This is a genomic window from Pseudomonas sp. WJP1 (genome assembly GCF_028471945.1).
Lineage (GTDB): Bacteria > Pseudomonadota > Gammaproteobacteria > Pseudomonadales > Pseudomonadaceae > Aquipseudomonas.
The window spans coordinates 4,684,162-4,699,147 of the sequence record NZ_CP110128.1; the positions used below are offsets into that span (position 1 = coordinate 4,684,162).

The window sequence follows — 14,986 nt, forward strand, 5'->3', positions numbered from 1 at the left end:
GAATGGCGGTGTGGGGATTTTTTGGGGGAGTGGTGTGACGCTGGAGCCCTAAAGAAAAAGCGTCCCTTCTACTGCGAACCAAAGCCTTGAATGACCATGGGAATCTGCAGCGGGACGCCAGGGCTGAAGCCGTCGTCTGTCAATTGAGCTGCTTTGACGCGATCGCCGTCCTGATGGCTTTTGCCGCGTCCTCGATGTCGGCTCGAATGGCGTCGGCCGCCACCTCAGGGTCGTTGTTGAGAATTCCATTGATGACCGCGGCATGAAGGTTGTGCCCGGTATTGGATAACACCTGGCTGCGCACAATGTTCATCAGCGGGCCATAGCGCATCCACAGCAACTCGATCATGTCGATCAACTCATCGTTTCGGCACTGTCGATAGATGGCGAAGTGGAACTGCTGGTTCAGGCGCAGATAACCTTTGCGGTCGTCCGATTCCACCTTGGCATCCATCTCCAGATTGATGGCCTGCAATTCGTCAGCCAGGGATTTGGCGCAGGCCGACACCGCCAACCGGGTGGCCTCGCCTTCCAGCATCAAGCGCAGTGGCAGCAGCGCATCCAGCTTGGCCGTGGTCGCTTCCGGCACACGCATCGATCGACGTGGCAAAGCTTCCATCGCCCTGGCGACCACCAGCCGGTTCATTGCTTCGCGGATAGGCATCTGGCTTGTGCCAAACGCCTCAGCCAGCAATGGCAGCGTCACACGTTGCCCAGGTTCGAACTCACCGATCATGAACGACTGCTTCAACGCGCCGTACACGTATTCCAGATCCGATATCGGCCGCCGGGCTTCAAACAGCGGTAGCTCATTTTTACGTTCTGCCATATGCCGTGTTCCTTGATGAAATTTCGCCCCGCGCTCGTCAATCGGACGTAAGCATGGATTGCCCTGCCAAGCGAAGCATAAGCGCAAGCATATCAGGTGATCGCCACCCGAAAAAACTTCTTGATCAGATATCACCACGAGAGTAGGTTGAATAAAAATATCTGATCAGATGTCAGAAAAGGAGCGTCCAATGCCGCTGCACACTCAAGGATTCAAAGACGAGGTAAACACGATCGCCGTTGTTGGCGCGGGACTTATCGGGTGCAGCTGGGCAGCGCTTTTCGCTGCAGCCGGCAATCAGGTGAACCTGTATGACAGCCGTCCGGAGGCGGCGCGGTTGATGTCTGATTTCTGGACATCCGTCAAACCGACGCTGATCAAGCTCGGCATGGCGACGGCCGAGACCGTGCCAAAACTTGAAGTCTTCACAACGCTCGCGGACGCGATACGGGATGCCGACTTCATTCAGGAGTGCATCCCGGAGCGGCTCGACGCCAAGCAAGCGCTTTACGCCGAAATGGAGCCCGTACTCAAGCCCCAGGCCATCGTGGCGACCAGCTCTTCTGGCCTGAAACTCTCGGATCTGCAAGCGCAATGGCAAGACCCGGGGCGCATCATCATCGCCCACCCCTTCAACCCCCCGCACCTGATTCCGCTGGTAGAGCTCTACGGCAACGAACGTACCGCCGAGGGCGTGCTGCAGCGCTCAACGGCCCTGTACGAGCGTTGCGGCAAAGTCGTGATCACGCTCAAACGCGAAGTGCTGGCCCATGTTGCGAACCGCCTGCAAGCCGCCCTCTGGCGCGAAGCCATCCACCTGGTGATCGAAGACGTGGCCAGCCTCAAGGACGTTGACACCGCCGTCAGTGCGGGGCCGGGCTTGCGCTGGGCGGTCATGGGGCCTCACCTGTTGCTCAACCTGGGCGGTGGTGAAGGCGGCTTGCGCGCCTACTGCGAGCAGTTCAAGGACAGCTACCACCAATGGTGGGATGACCTGGGCACTCCGCAATTGACAGCACAGAACATCGACAAGCTGGTGCAAGCGCTGGGCGAGGAAATCGCCGGCCGCGATTACAACCAGCTGCGCAGTGAACGCGACAACAAGCTGGTCGCCATTCTCGGCGCCATGAAGGACGTCGAAGCCAAACACCTGAAGGCTGACGACGTCGCGTAACACGCTGCAACCACTCAATGACAAAACCAACGTGATCAACAGTGAGGATGTCCATGAAACGTAAAGTCGTGCTGACCTGTGCCGTGACCGGAGATGGGCCGCTCAATCCGAAATACCCCGACTACCCGATCACCCCCGAGCAAATCGCGCGCTCCTGCCTGCAAGCCGCCGAGGCTGGCGCCGCGATCGTGCATATCCATGGCCGCAATGCCGAAACAGGCGAAGGCGACCGCTCTGCAGCCGTCTTTCGCGAGATCGTCGAGCGTGTGCGCGCCGAAAACCAGGATGTGGTGATCAATCTCACCACGGGCATGGGCGGTACCTTTGTGCCTGAGCCGAACAACGAAGCACTGGCGCACCCGACCACCGACGTGGCCAATGCCGCGGAACGGGTGCGGCATGTCTTCGACAACCGCCCTGAAATCTGCACGCTCGACGCGACCACCATGAACCTCGAAGGTGGCATCGCCGGCGCGCCAGACTGCGTGTTCATGAATACGCCCGGCAAGCTGCGTGACATGGCCATGCTGATCCGCGAAGCGGGCACGCGAGTGGAAATCGAGGCGTTCAATCCGGGTGACATTCTGCTGGCCCGCAAACTTATAGAAGACGGCTACATCGATTCCCCTCCCCTGTTCCAACTGTGCCTGGGGGTGAAATGGTCAGCGCCGGCCGACGTCAAATCACTCGTCTACATGAAAGACCTGCTGCCGGACAACGCCATCTGGAGCGCCTTTGGCGTGTCGCGCTTCCAGATGCAGATGGTCGCCCTCTCGACCATGATGGGGGGCCATTGCCGGGTGGGTCTTGAAGACAACATTTATCTGGAGCGCGGCGTGTTTGCCACCAACGCTCAACTGGTCGAGCGCGCCAGCCGAATCATCCGCGACCTGGGTTGCGAGGTGGCGAGCCCGGATGAAGCCCGCGAAATTTTCGGTTTGAGCGGCGCAAGAACATGAACATGTCGCCCCTGAACATCTCCCTCAGTTCGGCAGTCGTTCATCATTGGCATTGCGACCATTACGGACACATGAACACTCGCCACTACGCGGCGTTGTTTGACGATGCCATCTTTCTTTTCTGGGGTCGCCTGGGCAGGGATTCACACTCCACCGACAAGGCCCGGATCGTGCCGGTGACCGCTGAAATGAAAACCGGCTTCATCGCCGAAGCTCAAGCCGGAACCATCGTCGCGCTGAATGCACAGGTGATCAGAGTCGGATCAAAATCCGTGAGTCTGCGCTTTGAAATGACAGAGTCAGGTGCCAACAGGCTGTTGGCCACCTGCGATGTCGTGGAAGTGTTCTTTGACACGCATACGCGAAGCAGCCAACCGATCCCGGACCCTATTCGACAACAGCTTCAGGAGGTATTCACTCCCCTTCCCTCTTGAGCAGCTTTAAAAAAGGGCCTTACCACGCCAGGTCAAACGTAAGCCAAAAAATACTGATAAGCGCATTTGACCGATCACATTTTTTGTCCATTGGACCACTGCACCCCGACTAAATGGGCGCTTAGCCCGCCAACAAAACAAACGAGGGCGTAATCATGGTGTTCAACAAACGCGTTGTCGCGGCACTGACCGCAGGCATTCTGGCAATCGGGTTCGATAACGTGGCGATGGCTCAAACCATCAGCTTCGTCGGTTGGGGCGGCGGCACCCAGGAGGCGCAAAACGACGTCTGGGCCAAACCCTTCAGTGAGCAGACAGGGGTCAAGGCCGTCATGGATGGCCCCACCGATTATGGCAAGCTCAAGGCCATGGTCGACAGTGGAAATGTGGAATGGGACGTGGTCGACGTGGAGGGCGATTTTGCATTGCGCGCCGCCGCCGAGGGCTTGCTCGAGCCCATCGACTACAGCGTGGTGAATCGCGACAAGATCGCTCCGCGTTTTGTTTCCGAGCATGGTGTGGGTGCTTTCTACTATTCCTTCGTGCTCGGTTACAACCAAGGCAAACTGTCAGGCGCCAAAACCCCGCAAGACTGGACAGCCCTGTTCGACACCAGCAAATACCCCGGGAAACGTGCCCTCTACCGATGGCCAAGCCCGGGCACCCTGGAATTGGCGCTGCTGGCCGATGGCGTCCCCGCCGACAAACTCTACCCACTGGATCTGGACCGCGCCTTCAAGAAGCTTGACACCATCAAGCGCGATATCGTCTGGTGGAGCGGTGGTGCCCAGTCACAGCAACTGCTGGCGTCGGGCGAGGCAAGTCTTGGTCAATTCTGGAACGGGCGGATCAGCGCACTGCAGAAAGACGGGGCCCCGGTGGGCGTGAACTGGAAGCAGAACCTGGTGATGTCGGACATGCTGGTCATCCCCAAAGGCTCCAAAAACAAGGAGGCGGCGATGAAGTTCCTGGCGGTGGCCACCAGCGCCAGGGCTCAGGCCGACTTCTCTGACCGCACCGCCTATGGGCCGGTGAACCTCGACAGCACTGCGCTGCTGGACAAGGTTCAGGCACCCAACATGCCGACCTCCTACGCGGACGAGCAGATCACCCTTGACCTGAGCTATTGGGCCAAGAACGGACCATCGATCGCGACCCGGTGGAACGAATGGCTAGTGAAGTGAAACTCAGCGTGCCGGCGGGGGCCGGCACCACCCGACAGAGCGCGGTGACGAGCACGACCACCGCGCACAGTCTCCGACGCTGGACAGGGTTCGGCAACCTCGGACCGGCAGCGCTGTTTCTCGGCGTGTTTTTCCTTGCCCCGTTGATCGGTCTGTTGCTGCGAGGTGTGCTCGAACCCGTCCCGGGCATTGGCAATTACTCACAACTGTTCGACAACTCAGCCTATACCCGTGTGCTGCTCAATACCTTTTCGGTGGCGGGCCTGGTAACCCTGTTCAGTCTGGTCCTGGGCTTCCCGCTGGCCTGGGTGATCACCCTGGTGCCCCGAGGCTGGGGCCGATGGCTGATGAACATCGTCCTGTTGTCGATGTGGACCAGCCTGCTGGCACGTACCTATTCATGGTTGGTGCTATTGCAGTCTTCGGGGGTGGTGAACAAGGTGCTGATGGCCCTGGGCTTGATCGATCAACCGCTGGAAATGGTGCACAACCTGACCGGTGTAGTGATCGGTATGACTTACATCATGATCCCGTTCATCGTTCTGCCCCTGCAGGCCACCCTGCAGGCTATCGACCCGATGGTACTGCAGGCCGGTTCGATCTGCGGGGCCAGCCCGTGGACCAACTTTTACCGGGTGATGCTGCCGTTGTGCAGGCCCGGGTTGTTCTCCGGCGCGCTGATGGTGTTCGTCATGTCGCTGGGGTATTACGTGACCCCGGCGCTGCTGGGTGGGGCGCAGAACATGATGCTGCCGGAGTTCATCGTCCAGCAGGTGCAGACCTTCCTCAACTGGGGCCTGGCCAGTGCCGCCGCGGCGCTGCTGATCCTGATCACGCTGGTGCTGTTCTACTTCTATCTCAAGCTGCAACCGGAATCCCCGGTCGGCTCGATCAACGAGAGATAAACCATGCTGCTGACTCCCAATGCCATGAGCCCGAGGCTGCGGTGGGGCCTCTACCTGGGCACCGGCCTGATCTCCTCGGTCCTGCTGGTGCCCATCGTCTTCATCGTACTGTTGTCGTTTGGTTCGTCCCAATGGCTGGTATTCCCTCCACCCGCCTGGAGCACCAAATGGTACGTGCAGTTTTTTTCCAACGCGCAGTGGATGGACGCTGCCTGGTCCAGCCTGAAGGTTGCCATGTTGACCACGCTGTTCGCGGTGGCACTGGGGTTGCCGACAGCGTTCGCGCTGGTGCGTGGGCGGTTTCCCGGGCGCGAACTGCTCTACGGGTTGTTTACCCTGCCGATGATCGTGCCGCTGGTGATCATCGCCGTGGCGGTGTATGCGCTGTTTCTCAAGCTGGGGCTGACCGGCACGCTGTTCTCGTTCGTGGTCAGCCATGTGATCGTCGCGCTGCCGTTCACCATGATTTCGATCATCAACTCACTGAAACTGTTCGACCGTTCGATCGAGGATGCTGCCGTGATCTGCGGCGCCTCTCGCTGGCAGGCCATCTACAAGGTGACCTTCCCGGCCATTCGGCCAGGGCTGGTAGCCGGCGCACTGTTCGCCTTCCTGGTGTCGTGGGATGAAGTGGTCATGAGCGTGATGATGGCCAGCCCAACGTTGCAAACCTTGCCGGTGAAAATGTGGACGACCCTGCGCCAGGATCTCACCCCCGTCATTGCCGTCGCTTCCTCGCTGTTGATCGGTCTGTCGCTGCTGATCATGTTGATCGCCAGTCGCTTGCGCCAACGTCATTAACCCTGTCGGGAACCCACCATGAGTGCAGTCTTGAATGAATCGACGCAGCGGCCTCTGGTCAGCCTGCGCCAGCTGAACAAACACTATGGCAACTTCACCGCCGTGGATAACCTGTCACTGGAAATACCCGAAGGGGAATTCCTGACGTTCCTGGGCTCCAGCGGTTCGGGCAAAAGCACCACGTTGTCCATGCTCGCCGGATTTGAAACGCCCAGTTCCGGAGAGATCCTCCTGGGTGGGCGTTCACTGGTCAACGTGCCGCCACACAAGCGTGACATCGGCATGGTCTTCCAGCGCTACTCCCTGTTTCCGCATTTGTCGGTCAGGGACAACATTGGTTTCCCCCTGGCCATTCGCAACCTGCCGCAAGCCGAGCGCAATCGCCGTATCGATGCCATGCTCAAACTGGTGCAACTGGAACCTTTTGCCCATCGCCGCCCTTCGCAACTTTCCGGTGGCCAGCAACAACGCGTCGCGATCGCCCGGGCGCTGGTGTATGAACCCAGCATGTTGCTGATGGACGAACCGCTCGGTGCACTGGATAAAAAGTTACGTGAAGAACTGCAGGACGAACTGCGCCATCTGCATAGACGGCTGGGCTTGAACATCATCTACGTCACCCACGACCAGGAAGAAGCGATGCGCCTGTCCCAGCGTATCGCCATCTTCAGTCACGGCAAAATCGTTGGCCTGGGCACAGGTTATGAGCTTTATCAGAACCCGCCGAATGCCTTCGTGGCTTCGTTCCTGGGCAACTCGAATTTCCTTGCCCTGACCGCGCAAGGCAATGGCGTCGCCAGTTTCGAAGGGCAGGCGCTGGGCATTCGCTCGCCAGCTGACGTACGCGCAGACCAGGCACTGATGTTGATGATCCGCCCGGAGAAAGCATTGGCCCTGAGCCCGGCGCAAGCTGCCTGCACCCCGCTTCCACCCGGCTGGAACGAAATCAGCGCCAAGGTCACGGAAGTGCTGTTCCTGGGCGAGAGCCAAACCTGCAGCGTCATTACCCCAGGCGGAACAACGATGAACGTCAAGGCGTTATCGGCCATCGGACTTGCCTTCGTTCCCGGTGGTGAAGTGCGCGTACGCTGGGCGATTGCAGATGCCTGCGTATTCACACATTGGCAAGCGGAAGACCTGAAGAAAGGCTGATCCATCACAGCGGCCTGGTGCAAGCCAGGCCGCTGTCATGAGTACCTCACCGCCACTAAAGTCCCAGGTACGCCCGACGAACCCCCTCATCGGCTTTCAATGCGCAAGCCTTCCCCGCCAGCAAGGTGCGACCCAGTTCAAGCACATACGCATCCTCGGCGATGTCCAGCGCCAGGTTGGCATTCTGCTCGACCAGTAACACGCCGCACTTCTCATCACGGGCCAACGTCGCAATGGTCCCCAACACCTCGCGTGTTATCAACGGCGCCAAGCCGATCGAGGGCTCGTCGAACAGGTAAAACTGCGGCCGTGACATGATGCCCCGGCCAATGGCGATCATCTGTTGCTGCCCTCCGCTGAAATTGCGCGCAAGGCGATGGCGATGCTCCTTGAGCACCGGGAAGTAATGAAAAACCTTGTCCAGGTCATCGCTGATCGCAGCCTTGTCCTTGCGCAGGTAAGCGCCCACCAGCAGGTTGTCGAGCACAGACATGTAAGGGAACAACCCCCGGCCTTCCGGAACATGGCAAATGCCACGGCGCACCACCGCCTGCGGTGACAGCGCAAGCAGCGAGCCGCCGCCAAAGCTGATCCCGCCGCTGCGCGGCGACAGCAGCCCCGAGATGGCCTTGAGCAACGTTGACTTGCCCGCACCATTGGCCCCGACCAGGGCAGTGACCACCCCCTCCCGAGCGGTCAGCGACACATTGTCCAACGCCATGACACCGGCATAGTCGACACTCAGTTGATTGATTTCCAGCATCAGGCCACCTCCTCTCCCAGGTACGCACGAATGGTTTCCGGATGCCGGCTCACATGGGCCGGATCGCCTTCAGTCAACAAGTGGCCGTAGCACAGGACGGTGATGCGATCACACGCTTGCATGATCGCCTTCATATCGTGCTCGATCAGCAGCAGCGTGATGCCATCGTCGCGGACACCGCGCAACACTTGCATAAGCTGGGCTTTTTCACCGGGGTTCAGACCGGCCAGGGGCTCATCGAGCATCAGCAGCCGTGGCCCGGTACACAGTGCAATGGCCACGCCGAGGATTTTTTGCGTTCCGCCCGGCAAGTCGACCGCCGGCACGTCGGCAAGCGCGCGCAAGCCGAACCGTTCCAGAAGTGCATCGGCCAACAGCAGATGCTGACGTTCTTCATTGCGTGCGGCACCCAGGTGCAGCAGGCGCGATACCGCGCTGCTGCGAACCTGATTCCTGCAGGCCATCACCAGGTTTTCCCGCGCGGTGAGATTGCCAAAATTGCTGGTGTTCTGAAATGTTCGGGCCACCCCCATACGGCTGACTTCATGAGGTTGGCAACCGATAATGTCGTGTCCCTCCCAGAACACCTGGCCGGCACTGGGCCGCAAAAAGCCCGTGACCAGGTTGAAGAACGTGGTCTTGCCCGAACCATTGGGCCCGATCAAGCCATGCAGGCACCCCTTCTCGATTTCGAAACTGACGTTATCCAGGGCCGCCAGACGGCCGAAACGCTTGGTGAGTTCATGGACGCGTAGCATTCAAACCTCCCTTCGCCAGCACGGTCTGTGGCCGGCGAGTGCCCCTACGATTAATCAGCCGCTGCACAAGCCCTTCGAGGCCTTGCGGTATGAAAAGCACAGTCAGGATCAGCGTCATGCCCCAGATCAACGGGACCCATTGCGCCATTCCGCGCAGGGCTTCTTCCATGATGGTCAGCACCAGCAGGCCAATAACCGGCCCCCAGAAGGTGCGATGCCCGCCGATAATCACCGCAGCGATGATCTTGAACATGAACTGGCTGGTGAAGTCCGTCGGCGCAACGATGCCGTTGTAGGCGGCATAGAGTGTCCCGGCCACACCGGCAAAGAACGAGCCGATGCAGAACGCCAGGGTCTTGAGCGCCCAGGCGTTGACCCCGATGGCGGCCGACAGGTTTTCGTTCTCGGCCATGGCCTGGATGGTCCGCCCGGTTCGGCTGAGATTGAAACGGTAGAGCAGCCCGCCGCAGCCCAGCAATATCAGCAGGACCAGCAGGTAGTAGTGGGTCGTGTCATAAAAACTGATCCCGAACAGCTTGCCCGGGGGTGACAGGAAGGCGATCCCGGAGATACCGCCAAAGGGCTGCTCGAACTGGATGAAGCATTGGCGAATGGCCTCGCCGGCGGCAAAGGTACTGAGGAAGAAGTAGAACTGCCGGGTGCGCATCACCGGGAAGGCGATCAGCAACGCGGCCAGCGCTGCAACCAGGCCCGAGAGCGGCAAAACAGCCCAGAACGACCACTCGAAGTGGCTTTGCAATAGCGCGGTGGTGTAGGCACCGATCGCCAGCATGGTGATGTGCGCGAACGACCAGCCCCCCATGGTGGTGACAGTGCGATAGCTGATGACCAACAGCACGTTGATCAGAAACAGCACGCCCACCCCTACGTAGTACTTGCTGCTCAGGAACGGATACAACACCAGCGCCCCCGCGCAGAGCAACGCCAGTGCCGTGCGCGCACCACTTGATAACCTGCCGGTGGCATGGATGGCGTGTTTTACCGTGCCCTGCTCCAAAGCTGGTGCTTCGCGCCCGAGCAATCCGCGAGGGAAAAACGACAACACCGCGAGCATGATCAATGTGTCGACGATGATCAGGTACTGCCCCAGGCCCAGCGTGTTCACCACGCTGTCGATCAACCCGAACAGCAAGGCCGCGACAATCGCGCCTGGCACGCTGCCCAGCCCGCCGACAATGACCACGATGAAGGCTTTCCAGATGGCTTCCAGCCCCATGTACGGGCCGACGTTGATCACACTGGCCATCAGCACGCCCGCCACCGCGGCCATGCCTGCGCCGATGCCCATGGTGACCCAGCGCACACGACGCAGGTTGATGCCCTGCAGCTGCGCGGCATTGCGATCTTGCGAGGCGGCTCGCAGCGAGCGGCCCGCGCGCGTGCGATTGAGGAAATACCAGAGGCCGGCGAGCATCAACACCGCGCCGCCGATGATCAGCAGGCGCTGATACGTGAGCACCCCGGCACCGATGTGCAGCGCGCCGGGAATCAACACTGGCAGGCTCTTGGCGACCACCCCGAACGTCAGGGCTGCCAAGGCCTGCAGTACGTAGGAAAGCCCGAGCGAGGCAATGAAACCGGCAAATGCATCGTGGGCAGTCGGGCCGAAGATCAACCGTTCCAGCAGCGCGCCGAACAAGCTGACCAGTATCGGCCCCACGACCAGGGCCAGCACGAATATCGCCCAAGGTGGCAGCCCGGCAAAGGTCGCCAGCATCAACCACAGGGCATAACCACCGAGCATGAAGAACTCTCCGTGAGCGAAGTTCACGGTTTTCATCACGCCGAAGACCAGCGCCAGGCCTACCGCAAACAAGCCGTAGAAGGCGCTCAAGGAAAAGAAGTTGATCAGCAATTGAGATACGTTGATGTCGAGCATGAGCACCTCGAAGTCCGGACAACAGGGCTACCTCGCGCCAGGCTCGTCCCGGCGCGAGGCATCGCAGGCAGTTAAGGGGCTACAGCCACTTCCCTGGCCCTGGCCTTGGGTTTGCTCTGCTTGCCACTGGTGTCGACGTTCATCACGAAGTAGCCATTTTCGCGGGTCTCCAGCGAGGCAAACGGCGGCACCAGAATCGTAGTGTCGGGCAACACCACCAGAGCCGGCCCCGGCACGCTCATGCCGAACTGCAGCCTGTCACCGGAATACACCGGGGTTTCGACGCTACCGTAGTCACCAAAATAGGCCTGGCCGGTGCTCAGCAGCGCGGCGTCCAGGGAACAGTCGGTAGCGCGCGGCTGTACGGTGAGCTGGATTTCAGGACGATTGAAGGTGGCCATGTTGCGCCACATGACGAACTCGATGGCCGAAGCGGGATCGTTGGTTTTATAGCGAGCCAGGTAAGCCTCGTGGAACTGTTGGGTAATCTGCTCGATGGTGGCCGCGCTGATCTTGCCCTCGTCGAGCGTGAAGGGAATTTCTAGCTCGGTGGTCTGCAGCGGATAGCGTGCCGAAACGAACAGCTCGAAGCACTGGTCCTGCTCTGCGACACCCATGCGGGTAAGGAAGGCAGTGCCCTTGCGGGTGATGCCGGCAATGGCCTGGTTGACCCCCTCGTAATCGAAATTGCCGGTGTCGCTGTACTTGGTCACCACGTCGCTCATGGCAATCGGCGCATTGTTGGCACCGAAGGCGCACAGCACGGACGTCTCGCGCGGGATCACGATTTTCTTGATGTCCATTTCCCGCGCCAGGAACGAGACCGGAATGGAGGTGGCACCGCCGCCGGTGACCAGGGCGAATTCGCGCGGGTCGACGCCGCGGCGGATCGTCATGTCGAGGATCCCGCCGATCATGTTCTCGTTGACCACCTGGGTGATGCCGAACGCGGCTTCTTCGACACTGATGCCCAGCGGGTCGGCGATATAGTCCTTCACGGCCTTGTAGGCCAGGTCGCGGTCAATTTCCATGCGCCCGTTGAGGAAGTATTTCGGGCTGATGTAGCCCAGTACCACATAGGCGTCGGTCACCGTCGGCTCCACACCGCCGCGCATGTAGCACGCAGGGCCCGGGATCGCTTCGGCGCTGCGCGGGCCAACGCTGATCAAGCCGCTGGCAATGCTGGCGATCGAACCGCCGCCGGCACCCAGGGTGGCAATCTCGATAGAAGCCACGCCCGTGGGGTAGTTGAGGATGCGGCCGTCCTTGGTCGTGGTGATCTGTCCTTCGAGCACGGTGGACACATCGAAGCTGGTACCGCCCATATCAACAGTAATGCAGTTGTCGACACCTTCGATCCTGCTGAAGTAATACCCGGCCGCCGGCGCCATGGACGGGCCGGAGAACAGCATGAACACGGGCTTTTTGGCCACTTCCGAAATCGGCACCACGCCCCCGTTGGACACCACGATCAGTGTTTCACCGGTAAAGCCACGTGCTTCGAGCTCACCTTGCAGGTTGTTGAGGTAGCGGCTGACCTTCGGTTGCAGCATCGCATTGAGTACCACGCAGCTGGTGCGATGGTATTCGCGAATGATCGGCTGGATGTCGCAGCTCAGGCAGTAATCCACACCGGGCCACTCTTCTTCGATGATCTGGCCGATGCGCCGTTCGTGAACCTCATTGACGATCGACCAGAGGGTGCACACGGCGATGGCTTCGACACCCCAGGCCTTGAGCTGGCGAATTTCCGCGCGCACTTCGTCTTCGTCCAAGGCCAGCAGGACCTCACCTTCGGCGTTGATCCGCTCGGTCACTTCGCGGCACAGGTAAGGGCGCAGCAACGGGGTATTGGCGTCCATCTTGTAGTCGAACATCGTCTGGCGACGGCCTTCGCCGCGCCACAGATTGTATTTGGTGCCGCGCGTACAGATCAGCCCGGTCTTGGCGCCGCTCATTTCCAGGATGGTGTTGGTCGCCGTGGTCGAGCCATGGCAGAACACCGAGGTCTTTGCGAGCAACTGCTCCAGGGTCAGACCAAGCTCGTCGGCCGCCAGGGTCATGGCATTGAGGATGCCGATGGAACGGTCCTGCGGTGTGGTCGGCGACTTGTGCCGGCCCAATTGGCTGAAAGTCTCGGACTCGGCGATGGTCAAGTCGGTAAAGGTGCCGCCTACGTCAACACTGATGCGAAATGTCATGTTTGCTAACCTCGTGGTCTCAGGATGGGCGACTCATCTGTGCGCGCAGGGCCGCGGTGGCCTGCGTGTCGACGGCGAAAAGCTCCGGCACGGTGTCGAGCACGACGCCGTACAGCTCACGCGCGGCATCGAGCGTAATGAACCCATCGCGGGCGTCGTCACGGACCTTTTGCGGATCCCGCTCAAGCGGGTTGCCGAAGCCACCTCCACCCCCGGTCTTGGCGTACCAGTGCTGGTCATGCCGGCAGATGGCCTCTCCCATGTTTTCCAGATGTTCTTCGATCGCCTGGCTCTGGGCGTTGACCAACCAGTGATCGGCCACGGTGCCGCCCTCGCCGCCGAACAGGCCGAACGCCGGATGGGTGTGGCCCGTCCCGCAATAGATCAATTGCATGTCATGACCGATCGGCTGCTGGCGGTGCGACATGGATATCCCGCCACGCCACTTGCCGGCGCCACCGGAATTGGGCTCGGCCTTCACTTCCCAGACAATGTGCGGCAAGGATTGCTCGTGGATCTCGATCGATTCGTAACCCATGTTGCCCATGATGCAGTGGCCGAACATGTGAGGCAGGCCGTCAAACCCTTCCGTCGCTCCCGCGGCACTGGCCGCCAGGTAATGCAGGTGACCATAGGGTTCGTTGTTTTTACGCGGGTCCACGCCGGTGCCGGTATGGTTGGCTGCCGGGTGCTCCCCCATCCCCGCCAGGGCACGGTGCGGCAACACCTTGGCCCAGGTCTTGAACACCAGGTTGGTCACTTCGTCGCTCAGGCCGACCGTGGCCACTTCAGTACCGACCGGCCATTGCGGAATACCGGCAATCGAACCCACGCGTTGCTTGACGCGAATGCGCTCCAGCGCGCCACTGTTATAAGGAAGGTCGGGCGACAGCACCGGCAGCGTGCCCTGAATGGCAGTGCACAGGCAGGTGGCGTAACTGAGGTTGTAGCTGAAGTCGATCTGGTCGGGCATTTCGGTGTAGTCGAAATCGATCGTGCCCTCCTCCGGATCGATGCTCAGCGTCATCTTCAGTTCCAGCGGCTCGTCGATATAACCCTTGAAGCATTCGGACATGAGCGTTTCGGTGACGGTGATCTTCGGCAGCTTGGCGATTTCCTCGCGCATGGCCCGTTCGCCATGGCGCAGGCATTCACTCAGGCAGCCCTTGAATGTCTCGTAGCCGAAGCGCTTGCACAGCTCGATCATGCGCGCCTCAGCCACCCACAGGGAACTCAGTTGCGCCAGGAAGTCGCCGTGCCATTGCTGGGAGTAACGGAAGTTGTAGGCAATGAAGCGCACCAGGTCATCGATGGGCTTGTGATCACGGCAAAGACGCACGCCGGGAAAGTGGAAGCCCTCTTCGTAAATGTCCTTGGCGAAGGGGTCCATGCTGGTGGGGATATGCGCGCCAATGTCGAGCAAGTGACATTTGGAACAAGCCCACGCCACCAGTTTTCCCTCATAGAAGATCGGCGCGAACATGGTGAAATCACCCACGTGCGAGTTGCCGGCATAGGGGGCGTTATTGACGAAGACGTCACCTTCCTTGATGTCATTGCCGAATGCCCGGATAACGAAACGCAGCGGCGGGCTCATGGTGCCGACGTGTACCGGGATACAATCGACCATCGACAGGATGGACGCGCCATGGGTGTCGAGCAGACAGCAGGTAAAGTCTTTGGCCCCATGCAGGATCGGGTTGCGGGCCGTGGCCAGGATAGTCTCGGTCATCTCGGTCATGATGCCCTCGACGCGGGCATGGACCACCGAGAAGGTGACCGGGTCGACCTGTTCCGCGCCTGTGTCGAGTGCACCGGGCAGTCCGGCGATTTCCTCGTCACGAATCGGCGAAGCGTATAGCTCGGGCTTGAAGGGCGGAATCAGGATATCGTCTCTCGTCATCGTTTTTCTCCACGTTTTTCAAA

13 protein-coding genes are annotated in these 14,986 nt (G+C 60.2%); 7 read left to right on the forward strand and 6 right to left on the reverse strand.

Annotated elements, in window-relative coordinates; all coding sequences use genetic code 11:
- Window positions 1-139 precede the first annotated feature (139 nt).
- The gene (locus tag OH720_RS21025) at window positions 140-829 is read right to left on the reverse strand and encodes a GntR family transcriptional regulator (protein WP_272602764.1); all 690 of its coding nucleotides are present in this window, start codon (window positions 827-829) and stop codon (window positions 140-142) included.
- A 190-nt stretch (window positions 830-1,019) separates the two neighbouring features.
- Between OH720_RS21025 and OH720_RS21030 the strand changes: the two genes are divergently transcribed.
- From OH720_RS21030 to OH720_RS21060, 7 genes are all read left to right on the forward strand, one after another.
- Window positions 1,020-2,003, forward strand: a complete 984-nt coding sequence (locus OH720_RS21030; RefSeq protein ID WP_272602765.1) for a 3-hydroxyacyl-CoA dehydrogenase family protein — start codon at window positions 1,020-1,022, stop codon at window positions 2,001-2,003.
- A gap of 53 nt (window positions 2,004-2,056) precedes the next feature.
- Window positions 2,057-2,962 (forward strand): 3-keto-5-aminohexanoate cleavage protein, encoded by a 906-nt coding sequence (locus tag OH720_RS21035; RefSeq protein ID WP_272602766.1) that lies wholly within the window; start codon window positions 2,057-2,059, stop codon window positions 2,960-2,962.
- 2 nt (window positions 2,963-2,964) lie between these two features.
- The gene (locus OH720_RS21040; protein ID WP_272602767.1) at window positions 2,965-3,396 is read left to right on the forward strand and encodes an acyl-CoA thioesterase; all 432 of its coding nucleotides are present in this window, start codon (window positions 2,965-2,967) and stop codon (window positions 3,394-3,396) included.
- Between the two features lie 155 nt (window positions 3,397-3,551).
- Window positions 3,552-4,580 (forward strand): ABC transporter substrate-binding protein, encoded by a 1,029-nt coding sequence (locus OH720_RS21045; RefSeq protein ID WP_272602768.1) that lies wholly within the window; start codon window positions 3,552-3,554, stop codon window positions 4,578-4,580.
- Window positions 4,565-5,485 carry an ABC transporter permease gene (locus OH720_RS21050; RefSeq protein WP_272602769.1) on the forward strand — a complete coding sequence of 307 codons (921 nt, stop codon included), beginning with the start codon at window positions 4,565-4,567 and terminating at the stop codon, window positions 5,483-5,485. The genes OH720_RS21045 and OH720_RS21050 overlap by 16 nt, the downstream gene beginning before the upstream one ends.
- A 3-nt stretch (window positions 5,486-5,488) precedes the next feature.
- Window positions 5,489-6,286 carry an ABC transporter permease gene (locus tag OH720_RS21055; RefSeq protein ID WP_272602770.1) on the forward strand — a complete coding sequence of 266 codons (798 nt, stop codon included), beginning with the start codon at window positions 5,489-5,491 and terminating at the stop codon, window positions 6,284-6,286.
- An 18-nt stretch (window positions 6,287-6,304) separates the two neighbouring features.
- Window positions 6,305-7,438, forward strand: coding sequence for an ABC transporter ATP-binding protein (locus OH720_RS21060; protein ID WP_272602771.1), 1,134 nt, complete (start codon window positions 6,305-6,307; stop codon window positions 7,436-7,438).
- Window positions 7,439-7,493: 55 nt separating this feature from the next.
- Here OH720_RS21060 and OH720_RS21065 read toward each other — a convergent pair whose 3' ends face one another.
- The 5 genes from OH720_RS21065 to OH720_RS21085 form a co-directional block, all read right to left on the reverse strand.
- Window positions 7,494-8,201, reverse strand: a complete 708-nt coding sequence (locus OH720_RS21065) for an ABC transporter ATP-binding protein (RefSeq protein WP_272602772.1) — start codon at window positions 8,199-8,201, stop codon at window positions 7,494-7,496.
- Window positions 8,201-8,959, reverse strand: a complete 759-nt coding sequence (locus OH720_RS21070) for an ABC transporter ATP-binding protein (RefSeq protein WP_272602773.1) — start codon at window positions 8,957-8,959, stop codon at window positions 8,201-8,203. Before OH720_RS21070 ends, OH720_RS21065 begins: the two co-directional genes overlap by 1 nt.
- The gene (locus OH720_RS21075) at window positions 8,943-10,859 is read right to left on the reverse strand and encodes an ABC transporter permease (RefSeq protein WP_272602774.1); all 1,917 of its coding nucleotides are present in this window, start codon (window positions 10,857-10,859) and stop codon (window positions 8,943-8,945) included. Before OH720_RS21075 ends, OH720_RS21070 begins: the two co-directional genes overlap by 17 nt.
- 71 nt (window positions 10,860-10,930) lie before the next feature.
- Window positions 10,931-13,060 carry a hydantoinase/oxoprolinase family protein gene (locus OH720_RS21080; RefSeq protein ID WP_272602775.1) on the reverse strand — a complete coding sequence of 710 codons (2,130 nt, stop codon included), beginning with the start codon at window positions 13,058-13,060 and terminating at the stop codon, window positions 10,931-10,933.
- A gap of 19 nt (window positions 13,061-13,079) precedes the next feature.
- The gene (locus OH720_RS21085; RefSeq protein WP_272602776.1) at window positions 13,080-14,963 is read right to left on the reverse strand and encodes a hydantoinase B/oxoprolinase family protein; all 1,884 of its coding nucleotides are present in this window, start codon (window positions 14,961-14,963) and stop codon (window positions 13,080-13,082) included.
- Window positions 14,964-14,986 lie beyond the last annotated feature (23 nt).